Origin of the sequence: Microbacterium sp. LBN7 (assembly GCF_045690345.1) — a bacterium.
Taxonomy (GTDB): domain Bacteria; phylum Actinomycetota; class Actinomycetes; order Actinomycetales; family Microbacteriaceae; genus Microbacterium.
In genome coordinates, this window is the sequence record NZ_CP147856.1 from 3,103,241 (window position 1) to 3,125,357 (window position 22,117).

Annotated in this window: 17 protein-coding genes and 1 other RNA gene; 17 read left to right on the forward strand and 1 reads right to left on the reverse strand. The window is 70.2% G+C overall.

Annotated elements, in window-relative coordinates; genetic code table 11:
• Complete coding sequence (locus LBN7_RS15025; protein ID WP_407360105.1) at window positions 1-990, reverse strand: AAA family ATPase; 990 nt, start codon at window positions 988-990, stop codon at window positions 1-3.
• 144 nt (window positions 991-1,134) lie between these two features.
• On the opposite strand from LBN7_RS15025, the gene ffs reads away from it, so the two are divergent.
• The 17 genes from ffs (at window position 1,135) to LBN7_RS15110 (ending at window position 22,105) form a co-directional block, all read left to right on the forward strand.
• Window positions 1,135-1,231, forward strand: an RNA gene (ffs, locus tag LBN7_RS15030) — signal recognition particle sRNA small type.
• Between the two features lie 266 nt (window positions 1,232-1,497).
• Window positions 1,498-2,988 (forward strand): DUF222 domain-containing protein, encoded by a 1,491-nt coding sequence (locus LBN7_RS15035; protein WP_407360106.1) that lies wholly within the window; start codon window positions 1,498-1,500, stop codon window positions 2,986-2,988.
• Window positions 2,989-3,108: 120 nt separating this feature from the next.
• Complete coding sequence (locus LBN7_RS15040) at window positions 3,109-3,729, forward strand: rhomboid family intramembrane serine protease (protein ID WP_407361726.1); 621 nt, start codon at window positions 3,109-3,111, stop codon at window positions 3,727-3,729.
• 143 nt (window positions 3,730-3,872) lie between these two features.
• Entirely contained in the window at window positions 3,873-4,469 is a 597-nt protein-coding gene (locus tag LBN7_RS15045; RefSeq protein WP_407360107.1) for a hypothetical protein, read from the forward strand.
• A gap of 9 nt (window positions 4,470-4,478) precedes the next feature.
• Window positions 4,479-6,635 carry a phosphate acetyltransferase gene (gene pta / locus LBN7_RS15050; protein WP_407360108.1) on the forward strand — a complete coding sequence of 719 codons (2,157 nt, stop codon included), beginning with the start codon at window positions 4,479-4,481 and terminating at the stop codon, window positions 6,633-6,635.
• On the forward strand, window positions 6,632-7,852 hold the full coding sequence (locus LBN7_RS15055) for an acetate/propionate family kinase (RefSeq protein WP_407360109.1): 1,221 nt from the start codon (window positions 6,632-6,634) through the stop codon (window positions 7,850-7,852). The genes pta and LBN7_RS15055 overlap by 4 nt, the downstream gene beginning before the upstream one ends.
• Before the next feature lie 105 nt (window positions 7,853-7,957).
• A complete protein-coding gene (locus LBN7_RS15060; RefSeq protein ID WP_116635766.1) occupies window positions 7,958-8,716 on the forward strand; it encodes an HAD-IA family hydrolase in 759 nt (252 codons plus the stop codon).
• Entirely contained in the window at window positions 8,713-11,226 is a 2,514-nt protein-coding gene (locus LBN7_RS15065; protein ID WP_341944827.1) for a glycosyl hydrolase family 65 protein, read from the forward strand. The genes LBN7_RS15060 and LBN7_RS15065 overlap by 4 nt, the downstream gene beginning before the upstream one ends.
• 46 nt (window positions 11,227-11,272) lie before the next feature.
• A complete protein-coding gene (locus tag LBN7_RS15070; RefSeq protein WP_407360110.1) occupies window positions 11,273-13,534 on the forward strand; it encodes a DNA polymerase III subunit gamma and tau in 2,262 nt (753 codons plus the stop codon).
• Entirely contained in the window at window positions 13,534-14,127 is a 594-nt protein-coding gene (gene recR / locus LBN7_RS15075; protein WP_407360111.1) for a recombination mediator RecR, read from the forward strand. The genes LBN7_RS15070 and recR overlap by 1 nt, the downstream gene beginning before the upstream one ends.
• Complete coding sequence (locus LBN7_RS15080; protein WP_407360112.1) at window positions 14,124-15,086, forward strand: DMT family transporter; 963 nt, start codon at window positions 14,124-14,126, stop codon at window positions 15,084-15,086. Before recR ends, LBN7_RS15080 begins: the two co-directional genes overlap by 4 nt.
• A gap of 115 nt (window positions 15,087-15,201) precedes the next feature.
• The gene (locus LBN7_RS15085; protein WP_116635958.1) at window positions 15,202-16,482 is read left to right on the forward strand and encodes an aspartate kinase; all 1,281 of its coding nucleotides are present in this window, start codon (window positions 15,202-15,204) and stop codon (window positions 16,480-16,482) included.
• Between the two features lie 135 nt (window positions 16,483-16,617).
• Window positions 16,618-17,688, forward strand: a complete 1,071-nt coding sequence (locus LBN7_RS15090; RefSeq protein ID WP_407360113.1) for an aspartate-semialdehyde dehydrogenase — start codon at window positions 16,618-16,620, stop codon at window positions 17,686-17,688.
• 93 nt (window positions 17,689-17,781) lie between these two features.
• Window positions 17,782-19,254, forward strand: coding sequence for a malate:quinone oxidoreductase (locus tag LBN7_RS15095; protein ID WP_407360114.1), 1,473 nt, complete (start codon window positions 17,782-17,784; stop codon window positions 19,252-19,254).
• Window positions 19,255-19,263: 9 nt separating this feature from the next.
• Window positions 19,264-19,917 carry a thymidine kinase gene (locus LBN7_RS15100; RefSeq protein WP_116635772.1) on the forward strand — a complete coding sequence of 218 codons (654 nt, stop codon included), beginning with the start codon at window positions 19,264-19,266 and terminating at the stop codon, window positions 19,915-19,917.
• A 168-nt stretch (window positions 19,918-20,085) separates the two neighbouring features.
• Window positions 20,086-20,790, forward strand: a complete 705-nt coding sequence (locus LBN7_RS15105; protein WP_116635773.1) for a FadR/GntR family transcriptional regulator — start codon at window positions 20,086-20,088, stop codon at window positions 20,788-20,790.
• Between the two features lie 34 nt (window positions 20,791-20,824).
• Window positions 20,825-22,105: an alpha-hydroxy acid oxidase gene (locus LBN7_RS15110; protein WP_341944834.1), complete on the forward strand. Its 1,281-nt coding sequence runs from the start codon at window positions 20,825-20,827 to the stop codon at window positions 22,103-22,105.
• Window positions 22,106-22,117: the final 12 nt, after the last annotated feature.

Below are 22,117 nucleotides of genomic sequence, written 5' to 3' on the forward strand. Positions count from 1 at the left end.
TCAGGAGCGCGTCGCGACGGGGACGCGCACCCGTTCCACGATCTGGGTGAGAGCGGCCTCGACGGGCTGCGCGCCGGCGCGATGCGCACCGCGTGCGGGAAGAAGTCGATGGGCGAGCACCGGGATCAGCAGCGCGGTGATGTCGTCCGGGATCACGAAGTCGCGCCCGTCGAGTGCTGCCCAGACCTTGGCCGATCGGACGAGCTGCAGCGTGGCGCGGGGGCTCGCCCCGAGGTGGAGGTTCGGGTCGGAGCGCGTGGCCTGGGCGAGCGCGACCGCGTACTCCTCGAGGGCCGGGGCGACATGGACCGACCGGGCCCAGGCGATCAGCTGCGAGATCGACACCGCGTTCGCCACCGGCGAGACCGCGGCCAGCGGATTCACCACATCGCGCTGGCGGAGCATGAGGGCTTCGGCGGCGGCATCCGGATACCCCATCGAGATGCGCATCATGAACCTGTCGCGCTGGGCCTCCGGCAGCGCGTAGGTGCCCTCCATCTCCAGGGGATTCTGCGTCGCGACCACGAGGAACGGCTTCGGCAGCGGATGCGTGGCGCCGTCGACCGTGACCTGGCCCTCCTCCATCGCCTCGAGCAGGGCGGACTGCGTCTTGGGGGAGGAGCGGTTGATCTCGTCGGCGATCACGATGTGCGCGAAGATCGCTCCGCGCTTGAACTCGAACTCGCGGTCGACCGGGTTGTAGACCGAGACGCCGGTCACGTCGCCGGGGAGCAGGTCGGGGGTGAACTGGATGCGGCGCACCGTCGCGTCGACGCTCGCAGCGAGGGCTCGAGCCAGCATGGTCTTGCCGACCCCGGGAACGTCCTCGATGAGAAGGTGGCCCTCCGCCAGCAGACAGACGAGAGCGCTGCGCACGGCATCCGGCTTCCCGTCGATCACCTGGCCGATCGACGACAGGATCGCCGAGGTCTGCGCGGCGAACGCGTCGGCGTCGATCATCGCCGGGATCCGGGGGGAGTTCTCTGGCATGCGTTCCCTCTCGCGTTGGCGCCTCGGTGCGCGTTACTCGATCGTAACCCTGCGGAGGGGTCGGCGCTCTGGCAGCTTTCCCTGAGGATGCGGACGCGGTCGCCCCACGATTCGGGGGTTCGTGCGCGTCGGGTTAGGATGGATCTCGGCTCTCCGCGTGGCGGCATCCAGGCCAATTCCCCCAGGGCGGAAACGCAGCAAGGGTAACCGGGCTCTGCTGGGTGCGCGGAGGGTCATTTTCTTTGCCCTCGAGCGGGTCGATGCCATGTGCGTCCCTGCGTCCGCGGCATCTTCCCCCGATTCCGAAATCGTGGAGGTGCCGGATGCCGTGGGTCCTTGAATGCGTCGACGAGCCATGTCTGTGCTGTCGCGGCTTCGGCGGTGGTCGTCTGCTCGGGCGGAGACGAAGCGAAGGCTCTGGAACTGCATTCTGATATACCGGAAAAGCATTCTGATCGGGGTCTTTTATGGGTCTGAATGTCGGTGGCCCCAGGTTGACTGGGGGTTATGAACAGCCGCACGGACATCTTGGATCGGGTCGTCGCCGAGCTCGATTCTGTGCTGTCCGGTGACGGGTTGGCGGGTCTGCCTGACGCGGAGCGGATGGATGTGCTGCGTATCGCGGGGGCGGCGTTCCGGCGTATCGAGGCGGTGGTGGTCGAGACGACCGCGTCCGCGGATCCGGATTTCTCGCACTCGTTCGGCTGTCGGGGGCAGAACGAGTTGTTGCAGCGGGTGTTGCGGGTGGATGTGGCCGGGGCGACGCGGGTCGGGAAGGTCGCGGATGCGGTGCGCCGGGACGTGAGCCCGTCGTCAGGGGAGCGGTTGCCTGCCCGGTATCCGGCGTTGCGGGAAGCGCTGCTCGACGGTGTGGTCGGGGTTGCGGGTTTCCTTGCGGCGATCACGACGATCGACAGGGCCGCGCACCGGTTCGGGCGCGAAATTCTCTGGGAAGCGGATGCCGCGCTCGCGGATTACGCCCGCGGGTGCCGTGCAGCGGAGCGGGATGTCGAGACCGACGCGGATGACAGCGACATCGACGCTGCACCCGAGGCGGATGACGCGCCCGCGGCGACGCCGGAGGATCTGCGGCAGTTCGCGCAGGTGTTGGCGATGGTGTGGGACCCGGACGGTCCGGAGCCGTCGGAGCAGGGCGCGCGGCATCAGCGGTCCCTCACGATCGGCCGGTTGAAGGACGGGTTGCATGCGATCCGCGGGCATCTGCTCCCGGATGTCGCGGCGCAGTTGCAGGCGATCATCGACGCGCGATGCAACCCGAAGACCGACGGACCCCCGATGCCCGGCGTGCAGTTCCAGGACTCCGATCAGCCCCCAGGGGACGCAGCGCGCACGGATGAGCCGCACCGGAATGACTCGGCCGCCGATGAGCCGGAGGCGTTTGATCGGCGCAGTGCGGGACAGAAGCGGCACGACGCGCTCGCTGCGGCGCTGGGGATCGCGGCGCGGCATGAGGAGATGCCCACTCTGGGTGGAGCGTCGCCGACGCTGGTCGTGCACGTGGACGCGAAGGATGTCGCGGCCGGTACCGGGTGGGCGCGGATCGCCGGGTCCCTCGCCCCAGTCGGGCTGCATGTCGCTGCGCACACGGCCTGTGCCGGGTCGATCCAACGTGTCCTTTTCGACGAGGGACGGATCGGGGGCATCAGTGTCACCGATCGGGTGTTCCCGGTGCATCAACGGCGGGCGATCCTCGCTCGCGACAAGGAGTGCCTGATCCCCGGGTGTCATGTCCCGGCGTCGTGGTGTGAGATCCATCACGTGGTCGAGCATGCGCGGGGTGGGCCGACCCATACCGATAACGGGGTCGCGTTGTGCTGGTGGCATCACCGGTCGCTGGACACGTCGGGGTGGGAGATCCGGATGAACGCCGGCGTCCCCGAGATCCGCGGACCGGCCTGGTGGGACCCCCACGGGAGATGGCGCGCCCCGAGACCGAGCATCCCCACCCGCCTCACCCACATCCGCGCCGGCAGCTGAACCCGAACCTGGCATCCGCGGCCGACGTCGCTGCCGCGCGCTCGACCGCGATGCGACCGATCGGCTTGCCGTGCTCAGTCGTCTCCGGGGTACGCCTGCGACAATCAGCAGGTGACCGTCATGCCGCCCGGCAACAGCCCGAACACCCAGAGCACCTCGAACGCTCTCGGCCGTTTCGTGTCGCCGGTCGCGCTGCTCGCGTTGATGTGGCTCGTCCAGACCCTCGACGCGATCCTGCCCGGTTCGTTCACCGGATTCGGCCTGCGGTCCTGGGACGTCACCGGTCTCGGCGGCATCGTGCTCGGCCCGCTGTTGCACGCGAACTGGGCTCACCTCATCGCCAACTCCGTGCCTTTCCTCGTGCTCGGCTGCCTGGTCGCCGTCGAAGGCGCACGGCGGTTCTGGGCGGTCACGTCGATCGTCGCGATCGTCGGCGGACTCGGCACGTGGCTCGTCAACGCGCCCGGCACCCTGACCGTCGGCGCCTCCGTCCTGGTGTTCGGCTACTTCGGCTATGTCGTGATGCGCGTCTTCGCTCCCGGCCGCGTCGCGCACCGTATCCTCTATGCCGTCATCGCCCTCATCGTCATCTCCCTCTACGGAGGGTCGATGCTCGCCGGTGTCTTCGGGGCGGCGGAAGGCGTGTCCTGGCAGGGGCATCTGTTCGGCGCCATCGGCGGCGGCGTCGCCGCGCTCGCCGGGCGGCGACGACGACCGGATCGCGAAGTGCTGACCCCATGAGCCGCGGTCGGGCCAACCCGCAGCGAAGGGCGCGACCTCGGAAGACCTCGAAGCCCCGCGCCGCCGCGGCGCGAACCGCCGCGCGGGGGACGACGAGGAAGAGGGCGACCAGGCGCCGGAAGCCCGGAGCCCGCCGTCAGGCGGTGAGCCGCCTGCGTCGTCGGCGGATGCTGCGTCGCATCCTGATCTCGACCGGAGCGGTCGCGGCGGCCGTCGCGCTCCTGGTGCTGATCCCACTCGGGCTCGCCCGCGATCCCGCGGCGATCTGCCTCGACGACCCGAAGACCTTCCCGGAGGCGGGCATCGAAGGCTGGAGCGGCGAGCAGCTCGAGAACGCCGCGACCATCGTGCGCACGGCATCCGCCCTCGGGTTCGGACGCGACGGGCAGATCCTCGGCGTCATGACGGCGATGGGGGAGAGCAGCCTGGAGAACATCGACTACGGCGACTGGGAGACCAGGGGCTTCACCAACCCCGACGGCACGCCCACCACCAGCATCGGCCTGTTCCAGCAGCAGGAGTGGTGGGGCACGGTCGAGGCGCGGATGGATCCGGCCACCGCGGCGACGATGTTCTACGAGCGACTCGGACGACTGCCCGACTGGCAGCAGCTGCCGCCCTCGCACGCGATCCATCGCGTGCAGATCAATACCGACCGCGACTACTACGCCCGCTTCCAGGAGGACGCCACCGCGATCGTCGACACCCTGTCCGGCGCGTGCACGGCAGACCCCGCCTAAGCTGAACCCGTGGCGCGGAGCATCTACATCACCTCGGCCGAAGGCCATACCGGAAAGTCGACGATCGCCCTGGGGGCGCTCGACGCCTTGATGCGCGTGTCGCCGCGGGTGGGCGTGTTCCGCCCGATCGCCCGGTCGGTCACCGAGCGCGACGAGATCCTCGACCTGATGCTCGCCCACGACGGCGTGCATCTCGACTACGACGACTGCATCGGCGTCACCTACGACGACGTCCGCGGCGATCCCGACGCCGCGCTGTCGACCATCGTCGCGCGTTTCAAGGCGGTCGAGGCGCAGTGCGACGCGGTCGTGATCATCGGCAGCGACTACACCGACGTCGCGAGCCCGGCCGAACTCGGCTACAACGCCCGGATCGCCGCGAACCTCGGATCTCCCGTGCTGCTCGTGCTCAGCGGCCGCGATCAGCAGCGTCAGGCCGAGCAGCTCGGCACGACGACCGCGCGCACCGCGTCGGCCGTCAGCCAGATCGCCGCCCTCGCGCTGTCGGAGCTCGCCGAGGAGCGCGCCGAGCTGTTCGCGGTGGTCGTCAACCGCGCCGATCCCGCCGCCCTCGACGACATCGTCGCCGAGGTCTCCGGAGCGCTTCCGGAGGCAGGGACGCCCGTCTGGGCGATCCCGGAGGACCGTGCGCTGGTCGCGCCCTCGATCCGCAGCATCCTCGCCGCCGTCGACGGAAAGCTCCTCAAGGGCGACGACGACAGGCTCGGACGCGAGGCGCTCACGATCGTCGTCGCCGGGATGTCGATGGTGAACGTGCTCCCGCGCCTGACCGAGGAGGCGGTCGTGGTGATCCCGGCGGATCGCACCGAGGTGCTCCTCGCGGCGCTGCTCGCCGATTCGTCCGGCACGTTCCCGCGCATCGCCGGCATCATCCTCAACGGACCGTTCCCTCTTCCGGAGCCGATCGTGCAGCTCCTCGACGGCTTCTCGTCGTCAGTGCCGATCATCACGACCGACCTCGGCACCTACGACACGGCGGTGCGGGTGATGGGCACCCGCGGCCTGATCTCGCCGGACTCGCGAGCCCGCTACGATCGCGCCCTCGGCCTCTTCCAGACGCACGTCGACATCACCGAGCTGACCACGCAGCTCGGGCTCGCCGAATCGCGGGTGGTGACGCCGCTCATGTTCGAGTACGGCCTCATCGAGCGGGCGCGCGCCGACCGGCGCCACATCGTCCTCCCCGAGGGCGACGACGACCGCATCCTCCGTGCCGCCGCCACGCTGCTCGCCCGGGAGGTCGCGGATCTCACGATCCTCGGCGACGAGGCGTCGGTGCGGGCGCGGGCCGTCGAGCTCGGCGTCGACATCACCGCGGCCCGGGTCGTCAGCACCACCGATCCCGAACTGGTCGAGCGCTTCGCCGCCGAGTACGCCCGCCTGCGGGCGCACAAGGGCATCACCCTGGCGCAGGCGGCCGACACCGTGACCGACGTCTCGTACTTCGGCACGATGATGGTGCACCTTGGCCTGGCCGACGGCATGGTCTCGGGTGCCGCGCACACGACGGCGCACACGATCCGGCCGTCGTTCGAGATCATCAAGACGAAGCCGGGCGTGACCGTCGTCTCCAGCGTCTTCCTCATGGCGCTCGCCGACCGCGTGCTCGTCTACGGAGACTGCGCCGTGATCCCCGACCCGACGAGCGAGCAGCTCGCCGACATCGCCGTGTCCTCGGCGGCGACGGCCCGCCAGTTCGGCATCGAGCCGCGCATCGCGATGCTCTCGTATTCGACGGGGGAGTCGGGATCCGGAGCCGACGTCGACAAGGTCCGTGCGGCCACCGCCCTGGTGCGCGAACGGGCTCCCGAGCTGCTCGTCGAAGGCCCGATCCAGTACGACGCGGCGGCGGACGCCGCCGTCGCCAAAGCCAAGCTCCCCGACTCCGCGGTGGCGGGCCGGGCGACCGTCTTCGTCTTCCCCGACCTCAACACCGGCAACAACACGTACAAGGCGGTGCAGCGCTCCGCCGGCGCCGTCGCCATCGGGCCGGTGCTGCAGGGCCTCAACAAGCCGATCAACGACCTCTCCCGCGGGGCTCTCGTCGACGACATCGTCAACACGGTGGCGATCACGGCCATCCAGGCCCAGAGCGCGAGAGACCGGAGCGCGGAAGACCAGAGCGCGGACGAGGGCGCGGCATGAGCGCCATCCTGGTGATCAACAGCGGATCCTCCTCGTTGAAGTACAGCCTGATCGACGTCGAGACCGAGGAAGAGCTCGCGAACGGCCTGATCGAGCGGATCGGCCAGGACGCCAGCCCGGTCTCGCACACGGTCCGGCCGGAGACGACCGCGGATGCCGTGCCGACCGTGCTCGATGCGACCTACCGGTCCGAGCTGCCGGTGGCCGACCACCACGCCGCCTTCGCCGTGATGCTGGAGCAGTTCGCGGCGCACGGCCCGTCGCTGGAGGAGCGCCCGCCGGTGGCCGTCGGCCATCGCGTGGTGCACGGCGGCGCCCGGTTCTACGCCCCGACGCTGATCGACGCCGACGTCGAACGCCAGATCGACGAGCTCGCGGTGCTCGCGCCGCTGCACAATCCGGCGAACCTGGCCGGCATCCGTGCGGCGAAGGCCGTGTTCACCGCCGTGCCGCACGTCGCCGTGTTCGACACCGCCTTCCACCAGACGCTGCCGCCGGCCGCCTTCACCTACGCGATCGACGCCGCGCTCGCCGCCGAGCACCGGGTGCGCCGCTATGGCTTCCACGGCACCAGCCACCAGTACGTGAGCGAGAAGGCGGCAACGTTCCTCGGCAGAGATCTCGCCGACCTCCGGCAGATCGTCTTCCACCTCGGCAACGGCGCCTCGGTCACCGCGATCGACGGCGGTCGCTCGGTCGAGACGTCGATGGGCCTCACCCCGCTCGAGGGCCTCGTGATGGGCACCCGATCCGGCGACCTCGATCCCGCCGCCCTCGTGCACCTGTCGCGGCGCGCCGGGCTGTCGATCGACGACCTCGACCGCCTGCTCAACAGCCGCAGCGGGCTCCTCGGCCTCGCCGGTCGCAGCGACATGCGCGACATCCTCGCCGGTGTGGACGAGGGAGACGATGCCGCGACGCTCGCCTTCGACGTCTACATCCATCGACTCCGCGCGTACGCCGGCGCCTACATCGCCCAGTTGAGCGGGGTGGACGTCATCTCCTTCACGGCGGGCGTGGGAGAGAACGCGGCGCGCGTGAGAGCCGAAGCCCTGGCGACCCTCGGATTCGCCGGGGTCGAGATCGACCCCTCGCGCAACGAGGCTCGCGAGCGCGGCATCCGTCGCATCTCCGCCGATGCGTCTCCCGTCACGGTCCTCGTGGTCCCGACGAACGAGGAGCTGCAGATCGCCCGCCAGACCGCAGGGCTCCTCTGATCGGATGCCGGGTCAGGGGTTACCCCGCCGGGCCGCACCGCATTACGCTTGCACAGTGGCACGGAGAGGTGCCGAACCCTCATCGCCCTTCTCCTGGAGGCTCCTGTGCCAGAAGCCCTGCCCGATCTGCTCCACGCCGACGGTGTGCTCTTCGACCTCGACGGCGTCCTGACGCCGACGGCGGAGGTGCACATGCGGGCATGGAAGGTCGTGTTCGACGACGTCTTCGCACGCTGGGGCATCACTCCTGCGTACACCGACGCCGACTACTTCGACTTCGTCGACGGCAAGAAGCGCTACGACGGCGTCGCCAGCCTGATGCAGAGCCGCAACGTCGAGGTCCCCTGGGGCGACGTCGACGACGATCCCGCCGCCGAGACGATCTGCGGCATCGGCAACCGCAAGAACGCCGCCTTCGCGGTCTCGCTGCGCAGCGAGGGCATCGCGCCGTACCCCGGATCACTCGCCCTCGTCGAGAAGCTGCACGCCGCCGGTGTGCCCCTGGGCGTGGTGTCGAGCTCGAAGAACGCCGAGGAGGTGCTCGGGGCCGCAGGGCTCCGTGACTTCTTCCGGATCGTCGTCGACGGCGTCGTCGCCGAGCGCGACGGCCTCGCCTCCAAGCCCGCCGCCGACATGTTCGCCGCGGGCGCCGCCGCCCTCGGCGTCGACCCGGCCCGGTCCGTGGCCGTCGAGGACGCCACGTCGGGCGCCGCATCCGCCGCCGCAGCCGGCTTCGCCACGGTCGTCGGCGTCGATCGCGGTACGGGCGCCGACGCGCTGCGCGACGCCGGGGCCACCGTCGTCGTCGACGACCTCGATGTCTTCCTTTCCGAGACCCGCACCGAGAACCCGGAGACCGCATGATCGACCGCGACCGCTTCCCCGTCGACCCGTGGCGTCTCATCGAGACGAGCTACTCCGAGGAGGGCGTGGGCGAGACGCTGTTCTCGGTCGGCAACGGCTACCTCGGCCTCCGCGGCAACCACATCGAGGGCCGCGGCGCCCACGAGCACGGAACCTTCATCAACGGGCTCCACGAGACCTGGCCGATCCGCCACGCCGAGCAGGCCTACGGCTTCGCCGAGGTGGGGCAGACCATCGTCAACGCGCCCGACGCGAAGATCATGCGCGTCTACGTCGACGACGAGCCGATGTCGTTCGACGAGGCCGACGTGCGCGAGTACCAGCGCACCCTCGACATGCGCACCGGCGTCCTGGAGCGACTCGTCGTCTGGGAGACCCCGTCGGGCAAGCGCGTGCGCATCCGCGACGAGCGCATCGTCAGCTTCGAGGAGCGGCACCTGGCGATCCTCCGCCTCGAGGTCACGGTCGAGAACTCCGACGCCCCGGTGACGATCAGCTGCCAGCTGCTCAACCGGCAGGACGGCGGCAACGTCTATGCCGGAACGCCGGTGGCGGCGCAGAAGAAGAAGGCCGGCTTCGACCCTCGCAAGGCCGAGAAGATCGCGGATCGGGTGCTCGAGCCCGCCGAGTACTGGCAGGACGGCCTCCGCGCGACGCTGTCGTACCAGGTGGCCGACTCGGGCATGACGGTCGCGGTGGTCGCCGACCACATCATCGAGACCGACAACGAGTACAGCGCCCGTCAGCTCGTCGAACCCGACATCGCCAAGAACGTGTTCCGCGTGCAGGCGAAGGCCGGCGTCCCGATCCGGATCACCAAGCTCGTCAGCTACCACACCTCGCGGGGTGTGCCGCCGCGCGAGCTCGTCGACCGCTGCCGCCGCTCCCTCGACCGGGTCGCGGTGGAGGGCGTCGAGACGCAGTTCCGTCGGCAGGCCGACTGGCTCGCCGCGTTCTGGGAGCGCAGCGACGTGCAGATCGGCGGGCGCGACGACATCCAGCAGGCGACCAGGTGGTGCCTGCTGCAGCTCGCGCAGGCATCCGCGCGCGCCGACGGCACCGGCGTGCCGGCCAAGGGCGTCTCGGGCTCGGGTTACAGCGGCCACTACTTCTGGGACACCGAGATCTACGTGCTGCCGTTCCTCACGTACACGTCGCCGCAGTGGGCGCGCAACGCCCTCCGCGCTCGCGTGCAGATGCTGCCCGCCGCCCGCCGCAGGGCCGCGCAGCTGAACGAGGCTGGCGCGCTGTTCCCGTGGCGCACCATCAACGGCGAGGAGGCATCGGCCTACTACGCCGCCGGCACCGCGCAGTACCACATCAACGCCGACGTGAGCTTCGCGCTCGGCAAGTACGTGCGCGCCACGGGCGACGAGGACTTCCTGCGTCGCGAGGGCGCGGACATCGCGATCGAGACGGCGCGTCTCTGGGCGACCCTCGGATTCTGGCGGGGCTCGCGGCTGATGGAGGAGCCCGGCGCGGGGGAGACGATCGAGACCTTCCACATCCACGGCGTGACCGGCCCCGACGAGTACACGACCGTCGTGAACGACAATCTGTACACGAACGTGATGGCGCGGTACAACCTCCGCTATGCGGCGCGGATCGTGCGGGAGATCCAGGAGACGTATCCCGAGGACTACACCCGGCTCGTCGAGCGCACGGGTCTCGGTTCGGGCGAGGCGGAGGCGTGGGAGCGCGCCGCAGAGGCCATGTTCATCCCGTACAGCGAGAGCCTCGGCATCCACCCGCAGGATTCGCTCTTCCTCGAGCGCGAGGTCTGGGACCTCGCCCAGACGCCGGCCGATCAGCGTCCGCTGCTGCTGCACTTCCACCCGCTGGTGATCTACCGGTTCCAGGTGCTGAAGCAGGCGGATGTCGTGCTCGCCCTGTTCCTGCAGGGCAACCACTTCACCCCGGAGGAGAAGCGGGCCGACTTCGACTACTACGACCCGCTGACGACCGGTGATTCCACGCTGTCGGCGGTCGTGCAGTCCATCCTCGCCGCCGAGGTGGGATATCAGGACCTCGCCCAGCGGTACTTCGAGCAGTCGCTGTTCGTCGACCTGCACGATCTGCACCACAACGCCGCCGACGGTGTGCACGTCGCCTCCGCCGGCGGGGTGTGGACGGCGCTCGTCTGCGGCTTCGGCGGCATGCGCGATTACGCGGGCGAGCTCAGCTTCGATCCGCGCCTGCCGGCGGACTGGCCCTCGCTGTCGTTCCCGCTGCAGTGGCAGGGATCGGATCTGCAGGTCACGGTGACGAAGGATCAGCTCCGGCTGCGGGTGCGCAGCGGGGCGCCCGTCGCGTTCACCGTGCGGGACGTCGCGTACATCGCGACGACCGACGAGGCCATCGTGGTCCCGCTCGCCGACCAGGGGCCGCTGATCCCCGGACGCCCGACGCTGCGGCAGTTCGCCGACGCGCTGCGCGAGGACGGCACGAGGCTCTCGGCATCCGTTCCGGTCATCACGACGACGATCCCGATCATCGAGCCGATCGACTGATCAGGTGACCCGCCGAAGTGTCGGTGGCACGCCGTAGGCTGTTGAGGTGACCACAGCCCTCTACCGCCGCTACCGACCCGAGACGTTCGGCGAGATGATCGGGCAGTCCCAGGTGACCGACCCGCTGATGACCGCGCTCCGCGGAGACCGTGTCGGGCACGCCTACCTGTTCTCCGGGCCGCGCGGGTGCGGCAAGACGACCTCGGCGCGCATCCTCGCCCGCTGCCTGAACTGCGCGGCAGGGCCGACCGACACGCCCTGCGGCACCTGCGACAGCTGCGTCGAGCTCTCCCGCGCCGGCGGGGGATCGCTCGACGTCGTCGAGATCGACGCCGCGAGTCACAACGGCGTCGACGACGCGCGCGACCTCCGCGAGCGGGCGACGTTCGCCCCGAGCCGTGACCGCTACAAGATCTTCATCCTCGACGAGGCGCACATGGTGACGCCGCAGGGGTTCAACGCGCTGCTGAAGCTCGTCGAGGAGCCGCCGGAGCACGTGAAGTTCATCTTCGCGACGACCGAGCCCGAGAAGGTGCTCGGCACGATCCGCTCGCGCACGCACCACTACCCGTTCCGGCTCGTCCCGCCCGCCGCGATGCTCGAGTACGTCGCGAAGCTCTGCGGCGAAGAGGGCGTGATCGTCGAGCAGGGCGTGCTCCCGCTCGTGGTCCGTGCCGGCGGAGGGTCTCCGCGAGACACCCTGTCGCTGCTCGACCAGCTGATCGCCGGCTCCGACGCCCCGGCCGGCTCCGAGACCGTCACCGTCGGGTACGCCCGTGCCGTCGCCCTCCTCGGGTACACGCACGCCGCCCTGCTCGACGAGATCGTCGACGCGCTCGCCGCGGGCGACGCCGCAGCCGCCTTCCCCGCGATCGACCGCGTCGTGCAGACCGGTCAGGACCCCCGTCGCTTCGTCGACGACCTGCTCGAGCGGCTGCGCGACCTCATCGTGATCGCCGCCGTCGGCGCCGGCGCGTCCGCTGTCCTGCGCGGCATCGCCGAAGACGACCTCGAGCGCATGCGCGGGCAGGCGGCGGCCTTCGGCGCGTCGCGCCTCTCGCGCACGGCCGACGTCGTCAGCGCGGCTCTCGACGACATGAGCGGTGCGACGTCCCCGCGCCTGCACCTCGAGCTCATGGTGGCGCGCGTGCTCGCCGGAGCGACGGATGCCGTGGCGACCGCTCCAGCGGCCGCTGCCGAGCGCCCGGCGGCTCCCGTCGCCCGTGCCCAGGTGCCGGCCGCCGAGGCATCGAGGCCCGCCGCGGCGCCGGCACCCGCGGCATCCGCACCGGCACCGGCCGCTGCGGCACCCGCGCCGACGGCCGCTGCTGTCGCGACCCCTGCCGTCGATGCTCCGACCGTCGAGACCTCGGCCGAGGTCTCGGCCGATACGACGGCGGCTCCGGATGCCGTGGCGCCCGAGCCGGAAGCCGCTCCCGCAGCGGCCGTCCCCACGGGGCCCGTCACCTTGGAGAGCGTCACCGCCGCCTGGCCCGCCGTGCTCACGCGTCTCGAGGGCATCAGCCGCACGTCCTGGCTGCTCGCGACAGCGGTGCAGCCGCTGGCGTACGTCACGGAGAGCGACGTGCTCACGCTCGGCTTCACGAGCCAGCACGACGTGGCCAAGTTCAAGGGGACGACGCCCGGCTCCGGACCGTCCGACCACCTGCGCACGGCCATCGAGCAGGAGCTCGGCGTGCGTGTGAAGTACATCCCCGCTCCGATGCCTTCCGGCGGTGCGCCGCGCCAGCCCGCGGCATCCGCCGCCTCGGCACCGTCCGACGCCGCGCCCGCATCGGAGCCTGCGTCAGCGGGATCCTCCCGTCCGCAGGTCCGTGGCGCGTCCGCTCCCTCCGTGACGGAGTGGGCCGTCGCCCCCATCCCCACGGCGGAGCCCGCGGATGCCGCGCCGGCGCCGGCATCCCCGCTTCCCGTCGATGACGAGCCCGAAGAGGTCGAGGCGGCGGCATCCGCGCCCGTTCCCCCCGCCGACGGCGCCGTGGATCGTGACGAGCCTCCCCTTCCGGGCGACGACGATGCTCCCGCCTTCGACGACGAGCCGCCGTACGACCCGGCCTACGAGCCGGCCGGAGCGTCACAGGGACCGCCGCCGCGTCAGGAACAGCGGGGGCCGTCCGCTCCCGCTGCTCCCCGGGCGCAGCGTGCGCCCTCCGCCCCTCCGGTCGTCACCGAACGCGCACCCTCCGTCGGGGGAGTGCAGCGCTACGGTGAGGCCGTGATCCGCCAAGTGCTCGGCGCGACCTTCCTGCGCGAAGAGCCCTACGAGCCCCCGACGAGGTTCTCCTGATGTACGACGGCATCGTTCAGGAGCTGATCGACGAGTTCGGTCGGCTCCCCGGCATCGGGCCGAAGTCGGCCCAGCGCATCGCGTTCCACATCCTGCAGACACCGACGTTCGACGTCGCCCGCCTCGCGGAGCTTCTGTCGGAGATTCGTCTGCGTGTGCGCTTCTGCGAGGTCTGCGGCAACGTCGCGGAGCAGGAGCGGTGCGCGATCTGCCGCGATCCGCGTCGCAGCCAGGCTCTGATCTGCGTCGTCGAAGACGCGAAGGATGTCGCGGCCATCGAGCGCACCCGGGAGTTCCGGGGCCTGTACCACGTGCTCGGCGGCGTGATCAGTCCCATCGCCGGTATCGGCCCCGACGACCTGCGCATCGCCCAGCTCATGACGCGCCTGGCAGACGGCACCGTGCAGGAGGTCATCCTCGCGACCAACCCGAACCTCGAGGGCGAGGCGACGGCGAGCTACCTCAGCCGGCTCCTGACCACGATGCAGATCACCGTCTCGCGGCTGGCCTCCGGCCTGCCCGTCGGCGGCGACCTCGAGTACGCCGACGAGGTCACCCTCGGTCGCGCCTTCGAGGGCCGGCGCGTCCTGTGAACACCCAGGGAGGGTTCTCCCGACGCGGCTGGCTCCTCTTCGGCGCGATGGCGCTGCTGTGGGGCGTGCCCTATCTCTTCATCAGCATCGCGGTCGAGTCGCTCTCCCCGCCCGCGATCGTGGCCGGACGCACTCTCATCGCCGCAGTGCTGCTGCTGCCGTTCGCCCTCCGCGGCGGGGCGCTGCGCGCCGCCCTCAAGCACTGGCCGTGGGTGCTGGCCTTCGGGCTGGTCGAGATGGCCGGTCCCTTCGTGCTGCTGGGGCATGCCGAGATGACGTTGCCCTCGGGCATGACCGGTCTGTTGGTCGCCACGGTGCCCCTTTTCGCGGCCCTGATCGCCCTCGGCGGAGGGGATCGCGGCGTGCTCCGCCCTGCGCGGGGCATCGGCCTCCTCGTCGGCTTCGTGGGCGTCGGGATCGTGGTGGCGGGACCGGGGCTGTTCGGCGGCGAGGTCAGCCTGCTCGCCGCGGGCGAGGTGCTGCTCGTCGCGGTCCTCTACGCGATCGCCCCGTTCATCGTGGCGCGCAAGCTCACCGATGTGCCCTCGCTCGGCACGATCACGCTGTCGCTGCTGATGATCGGCATCCTCTACCTCCCGATCGGTCTGCTCACCCAGCACGAGGTCCCGACGCTGCCGTCCATCGGCGCGCTCCTCGCTCTCGCGGTGATCTGCACGGCCGTCGCGTTCCTCGCGTTCTTCGCCCTCATCCGCGAGGTCGGACCGGTGCGCGCGCCGCTGTTCACCTACGTGAACCCCGTCGTGGCGATCGTGCTCGGCGCGATCGTGCTCTCCGAACCGCTGACGCCCGGGCTCCTCATCGGATTCCCGCTGATCATCGCCGGATGCTGGTTCGCGGCGACCGGCGGGCGCCTGCGGCGCGCCACCGGCGACCCGCTCGGCTCCGATCCGCTCGGCTCCGATCCGCCTCCCGCCGCGGCGCTGCCGCCGGCTCCCTGACGCCTCGTCGCGCGGCCCGTCTGCTCGTCCCTCCACGACACATGCGCGGCGGGGTATACGGGCCGATCGTAGAATGAGCGGTGGGCGGATCCGCCCGACATCCCCGGGAGTGAACGTGGCCCTCATCGTGCAGAAGTACGGCGGCTCCTCTGTCGCCGACGCAGAGAGCATCAAGCGCGTCGCCAAGCGCATCGTCGACACGCGTCGCGCCGGGCACGACGTGGTCGTCGCCGTCAGCGCCATGGGCGACACGACCGACGAGCTGCTCGACCTCGCGAACGAGGTCGCTCCCATCCCCGCGCCGCGCGAACTGGACATGCTCCTCTCGAGCGGTGAGCGCATCTCGATGGCGCTGCTGGCGATGGCCATCCATTCGATGGGTTTCGAGGCGCGTTCCTTCACCGGCAGCCAGGCCGGCATGATCACCGACTCGCAGCACGGCGCGGCCCGCATCGTCGATGTGACGCCGGTGCGCCTGCGCGAAGCGCTCGACGAGGGCGCGATCGTCATCGTCGCCGGCTTCCAGGGCTTCAACCGCGACACCCGAGACATCACGACCCTCGGCCGCGGCGGCTCCGACACCACGGCCGTCGCCCTGGCCGCAGCGCTCGGGGCCGACGTCTGCGAGATCTACAGCGACGTCGACGGCATCTACACGGCGGACCCCCGGGTGATCCCGAAGGCGCAGAAGCTCGATCACGTCTCGACGGAGGAGATGCTCGAGCTCGCCGCCAACGGCGCCAAGGTGCTGTACATCCGCGCCGTCGAATACGCACGCCGTCACGGCGTGCTCATCCACTCCCGGTCGACGTTCTCGTCGGCCGAGGGCACGTACGTTCTGGGCGAGGGTATGAAGAACCCGCGCGAAGCCGAGGGAGCAGTCATGGAAGAACCGATCGTCGCCGGTGTGGCCACCGATTTCAGCCATGCCAAGATCACCGTCGCCGGTGTCCCCGACGTGCCGGGCAAGGCGGCCGAGATCTTCAAGATCGTGGCGAGGTCCGGCGCGAACGTCGACATGATCGTGCAGAACGTCTCCGCGACGGGCCGCACCGACATCTCGTTCACCGTCCCCAAGGCGGATGCCGCGGCAGCGCTCAAGGCCCTGGCCGCCGAGCAGAACGAGGTCGGATTCCAGAACCTCGTGCACGACGACCAGATCGGCAAGCTCTCGGTCGTCGGCGCCGGCATGCGCACGCACTCCGGCGTCTCGGCGACGCTGTTCGAGGCCCTCTCGGCCGGCGGCATCAACATCGAGATGATCTCGACCTCCGAGATCCGCATCTCGGTCGTGCTGCGTGGTGACGACCTCGCCGAGGCGGCACGCACCGTGCACACGGCCTACGGCCTCGACGGCGACTCCGAGGCCACCGTCCACGCCGGCACAGGTCGTTGACCCCACCCGCCCTCGCCCCCGTGACGGCGCGGTAGACTCACCGCAACCCTGACACCGGCGCCAGGCGCGGCATCCGCATCCCGACGCTGCGCCCGACGCTTCGTACGCAGCATCCGCACGACGCCAAGGAACATCATGACCCGCATCTCCGATTCAGGACTCTCCGTCGCCATCGTCGGCGCCACCGGCCAGGTGGGCACCGTCATGCGCGAGATTCTCGCCGAGCGGGCGTTCCCGATCCGCGAGCTGCGGCTCTTCTCGTCGTCGCGCTCCGCGGGCACGGCGATCGAGTTCGGCGGAGCGACCGTGATCGTCGAAGACGTCGAGACAGCGGATGCCGCCGGCATCGACATCGCCCTGTTCTCCGCCGGCGCGACCGCCAGCCGCGCCTACGCGCCGCGCTTCGCCGCGGCGGGCGCCGTGGTCGTCGACAACTCGAGCGCCTGGCGCAACGACCCCGAGGTCCCGCTCGTCGTCAGCGAGGTCAACCCGCACGCGATCGATGACCGCCCCAAGGGCATCATCGCGAACCCGAACTGCACCACGATGGCGGCCATGCCCGTCCTGAAGGCGCTGCACGCGGATGCCGGCCTCGAGCGCCTGATCGTCTCGACGTATCAGGCGGTCTCCGGCTCCGGCCTCGCCGGTGCGCAGGAGCTGCTCGGACAGGTCGAGGGGGTCCTCGCTCAGGGCGACACTCTCCGCCTCGTGCACGACGGCTCGGCCGTCGACTTCCCCCAGCCCGAGAAGTACGTCGCCCCCATCGCCTTCGACGTCATCCCGTTCGCGGGCAACCTCGTCGACGACGGACAGAACGAGACCGACGAGGAGAAGAAGCTCCGCAACGAGAGCCGCAAGATCCTCGAGCTGCCCGACCTGCGCGTCGCCGGCACCTGCGTGCGTGTCCCGGTCTTCACCGGGCACTCGCTGTCGATCCACGCCGAGTTCTCGAAGGACATCACACCGGAGCGCGCCACCGAGCTGCTCGCGGCGGCCCCCGGCGTCGCCCTCGAAGAGGTTCCGACCCCGCTCCAGGCAGCCGGCAAGGACCCGAGCTTCGTCGGTCGCATCCGCGCCGACCAGTCCGCACCCGAGGGCAAGGGTCTCGTGCTGTTCATCAGCAACGACAACCTGCGCAAGGGAGCGGCGCTCAACGCGGTGCAGATCGCCGAGGCGCTCGCCGAGCGTCTCGCCGTCATAGCCTGACCGCATCGCCGCCATGCGCATCCGGTCTCATCGGGCCGTCCGCGCGGACCTGGGCTGGCTCTGAGACCCGTGCGGCCGAACTAGACTGATCTGGTGACTGAAAACGTCGATGTCGTCCTGATCGGCGGTGGCATCATGAGCGCCACCCTGGGTACTCTGCTGCACGAGCTGCAGCCGGAGTGGAAGATCGTCGCCTTCGAGCGACTCTCCGATGTCGCCCAGGAGAGCTCGAACCCCTGGAACAACGCAGGAACCGGTCACGCCGCCCTGTGCGAGCTGAATTACATGCCGCAGCAGGGCGACGCGCCTCTCGACCCGGCGAAGGCCGTCTCGATCAACGAGCAGTTCCAGCAGAGCCGTCAGTTCTGGTCGTCGCTGGTCGACAAGGGCGTGCTCGACGCGCCGTCGACCTTCATCAACGCGACTCCGCACATGACCTTCGTGCGTGGCGAGAAGGACGTCGCCTACCTCAAGGCCCGCTACGAGGTGCTCAAGGAGCAGCCGCTGTTCGCGGGCATCGAGTACAGCGAGGACTCGCGCGTCATCAACAAGTGGGCGCCGCTCCTCATGCAGCAGCGTCGCAAGGGCGAGCCGTTCGCGGCCACACGCGTTCCGGCGGGGACCGACGTCGACTTCGGCGCCCTCACGCACCAGCTGTTCGACCACCTCACCGCCTCCGGCGTCGAGCTGCGCACGAACCACGAGGTGCGCAGCCTGAAGAAGCAGAAGGACGGCGGCTGGCTGGTCAAGTACCGCACGACGATCGGCCGCACCCCGAACGAGGTCAAGGCGCGCTTCGTGTTCGTCGGTGCGGGCGGCTGGGCGCTCAAGCTGCTGCAGAACTCCGGCATCCCCGAGATCAAGGGCTACGGCGTCTTCCCCATCGGAGGACAGTTCCTCAAGACGACGAACCCGACGGTCGTCGCGCAGCACAAGGCGAAGGTGTACTCGCAGGCCTCGGTCGGCGCCCCGCCCATGTCGGTCCCGCACCTCGACACCCGCGTCGTGGGCGGAGAGGCCTCGCTCATGTTCGGCCCCTTCGCGACGTTCAGCCCCAAGTTCCTCAAGAACGGCTCGATGCTCGACATCATCTCGCAGGTGCGCGCGCACAACCTGATGCCGATGCTGCAGGTCGCGGTCAAGAACCCCGATCTCATCACGTATCTCGTGGGCGAGCTGCTGAAGAACCACGCGAAGAAGGTCGACAGCCTGCGCACCTTCATGCCGACCGCGAAGGACGAGGACTGGACCCTCATCGACGCCGGTCAGCGTGCCCAGGTGATGAAGAAGGATCCGCAGAAGGGCGGCATCCTCCAGTTCGGCACCGAGGTGGTCTCGTCGGCCGACGGATCGATCGCCGGTCTCCTCGGCGCATCGCCCGGCGCATCGACGGCCGTCCCGATCATGCTCCAGCTGCTCAAGACCTGCTTCCCGGCTGAGTACGCGGGCTGGGAGCCCGAGCTGCGCGCGCTCATCCCGACGTTCGGCGAGCAGCTGAACAAGGATGCCGAGCTCGCGGAGGAGTCCACGGCGGCGACCGCCGCTACCCTCGGCATCAACGCCTGAGCCGGCACCGTGGCGAAGCTCTACTTCCGCTACGGCGCGATGAACTCCGGCAAGTCGACCTCGCTGCTGCAGGCCGCGTACAACTACGAGGAGCGCGGGCAGCATGTGCTGCTCGCCAAGCCCGCGATCGACACCAAGGGGGCGTCCGAGATCGCCAGCCGGCTCGGCGTCACGCGCGAGGTGGACTTCCTGATCGGCCCGGGGGACGACGCCCGGCGCCTGTTCGGCGAGCACCGCGAGCGCATCCGGCGTTCGGCGGAAGAGGAGCTGATCCCGAGCGGGCCGATCGACGTGGCCTGCCTCCTGATCGACGAGGCGCAGTTCCTCACGCCGCCCCAGGTCGACGACCTGTTCCGGATCGCGATCGAGGATCGCATCCCGGTCATGGCCTACGGCATCCGCAACGACTTCCTGACCCATGCGTTCCCCGGCTCCGCCCGCCTGCTGGCGATCGCGCACTCGCTGGAGGAGCTCAAGACGATCTGCCGCTGCGGACGGAAGGCCGTGTTCAACGGCCGCGTCATCGGAGGACGGTTCGTCTTCGACGGCGATCAGGTCGCGATCGACGAGGGGGCCGACGGCTCCGCCGCGCCCGAGCTGACGACGTACGAGTCGCTGTGCGGCACCTGCTACCTCGAGGAGTCCGGCGGACGCCTGGGCTGAGCGCTCGCCCTCTTCTCGCCCACTCTCTTCTCGCCGACTCTCTTCTCGCCGACTCTCTTCTCGCCGAGGTTCGCGCCGCCGACGTTGCGTGGTCTGACCACACGCGCTACTGTGGTCAGACCACATGCCGGCGGCACCCGCGACCGCGTGCCGCAACGAGGAGGACGGATGCCGGAGCAGCAGCCCGCGCGCGCCTGGCGTCTCGTGCTCGAGCACATCGAGCGCGATCTCCTCGACGGACGCCTCGGCCCGGGCGACCGGCTGGCCTCGGAGCGGGACCTGGCGAGCGAACTGGGTGTCGGTCGATCGAGCGTGCGCGAGGCCTTCCGCGTCCTCGAGGTCATGGGGCTGATCCGCACAGCCACGGGCTCCGGGCCCCAGTCCGGTGCCATCGTGATCGCGACCCCGACCGGCGGGATGTCGGCGCTGCTGCGGCTCCAGGTCGCGGCCCAGGGGTTTCCGCTCGCCGACGTGGTGCAGACGCGTCTGGTGCTCGAAGACGCCGTCGTCGGGGCTATGGCGGCATCCGATGAGCGGGACACGGCCCGCGCACACGAGCTCCTCGAGGCGATGGACGCGGCAGACCTCACCCCGGAGGAGTTCCTCGCCCTCGACGCGCAGCTGCACCTCTCTCTGGCCGAGGGCAGCGGCAACACCGTCATCGCGGCGATGATGGCGGGGCTGCGCTCGTCGATCGAGTCGTACGTGCAGGGCGGGGTCGCCGCGATCCCCGACTGGGAGGCCATGGCCGCCCGGCTGCGCATCGAGCACCACGAGCTGGTCTCCGCGATCGACGCCGGCGACGCCGATGCCGCGCGATCCCTTGTGCGCGCCCACATCACCGGCTACTACACGCAGATACTGACCCCCTGATCCCGACCCCCTGATCCGCACCGAGAGGCACACCATGGTCCAGCGCCAGCTTCCCAACCCCGCAGAGCTGCTCGAGCTCATGAAGTTCAAGAAGCCCGAGCTCGACGGCCGCAAGCGCCGCCTCGACGCCGCTCTCACGATCGACGATCTGCGCTCGATCGCCAAGCGCCGCACCCCGAAGGCGGCCTTCGACTACACCGACGGCGCCGCTGAGGGCGAGCTCTCGCTCACCCGCGCGCGTCAGGCGTTCCAGGACGTGGAGTTCCACCCGGGCATCCTCCGCCCAGCGCCGACCGTCGACACGAGCGTCGAGATCCTCGGCGGGCCGTCCGCTCTGCCGTTCGGCATCGCCCCCACCGGCTTCACGCGGCTCATGCAGACCGAGGGCGAGGTCGCCGGTGCCGGGGCAGCGGCCGCCGCCGGCATCCCGTTCACCCTCTCGACGCTCGGCACGACGTCGATCGAGGGCGTCAAGGCCGCCACCCTTCGAGAGCCTCAGGGACCGGTCCCCGGACGGAACTGGTTCCAGCTGTACGTGATGCGCGACCGTGAGATCTCCTACGAGCTCACCCGCCGCGCGGCCGCCGCCGGCTTCGACACCCTGCAGTTCACGGTCGACACCCCGGTCGCCGGCGCCCGTCTGCGCGACAAGCGCAACGGCTTCAGCATCCCTCCGCAGCTGACGCTCGGCACGATCATCAACGCGATCCCGCGGCCCTGGTGGTGGTTCGACTTCCTGACCACCCCGAAGCTCGAGTTCGCGTCGCTGAGCACCACGGGCGGTACCGTCGGCGAGCTGCTGGACGCCGCGATGGACCCGACGATCAGCTACGACGACCTGGCGGTGATCCGCGACCTATGGCCCGGCAAGATCGTCATCAAGGGCGTGCAGAACGTCGAGGACTCGATCCGCCTGCGCGATGAGGGCGTCGACGGCATCGTGCTCTCGAACCACGGCGGGCGCCAGCTCGACCGCGCCCCGATCCCGTTCCACCTGCTTCCCGAGGTCCGCAAGGCGGTCGGGGACGACTTCACGGTGATGATCGACACCGGCATCATGAACGGCGCCGACATCGTGGCGGCGGTGGCGCTGGGGGCGGACTTCACGCTCATCGGGCGCGCCTACCTGTACGGACTGATGGCGGGTGGTCGCCAGGGCGTCGATCGCACGATCGCGATCCTGCGCAGCGAGATCGAGCGCACCATGCGGCTGCTCGGCGTCTCGTCGCTCGCGGAGCTCGAGCCCGGACACGTCACGCAGCTCACCCGCCTGGTGCCGGTGTCGCGCGCGGTGACCGAGGCGGTCGTCCGCTGACCGGGGAAGCGG

Bases quoted from the DNA above. Each gene is read 5' to 3' on its own strand.
- LBN7_RS15025 (WP_407360105.1), bottom strand. From the start codon at position 990: ATGCCAGAGAACTCCCCCCGGATCCCGGCGATGATCGACGCCGACGCG.
- LBN7_RS15035 (WP_407360106.1), top strand. From the start codon at position 1,498: ATGAACAGCCGCACGGACATCTTGGATCGGGTCGTCGCCGAGCTCGAT.
- LBN7_RS15040 (WP_407361726.1), top strand. From the start codon at position 3,109: ATGCCGCCCGGCAACAGCCCGAACACCCAGAGCACCTCGAACGCTCTC.
- LBN7_RS15055 (WP_407360109.1), top strand. From the start codon at position 6,632: ATGAGCGCCATCCTGGTGATCAACAGCGGATCCTCCTCGTTGAAGTAC.
- LBN7_RS15065 (WP_341944827.1), top strand. From the start codon at position 8,713: ATGATCGACCGCGACCGCTTCCCCGTCGACCCGTGGCGTCTCATCGAG.
- recR (WP_407360111.1), top strand. From the start codon at position 13,534: ATGTACGACGGCATCGTTCAGGAGCTGATCGACGAGTTCGGTCGGCTC.
- LBN7_RS15090 (WP_407360113.1), top strand. From the start codon at position 16,618: ATGACCCGCATCTCCGATTCAGGACTCTCCGTCGCCATCGTCGGCGCC.
- LBN7_RS15105 (WP_116635773.1), top strand. From the start codon at position 20,086: ATGCCGGAGCAGCAGCCCGCGCGCGCCTGGCGTCTCGTGCTCGAGCAC.
- LBN7_RS15110 (WP_341944834.1), top strand. From the start codon at position 20,825: ATGGTCCAGCGCCAGCTTCCCAACCCCGCAGAGCTGCTCGAGCTCATG.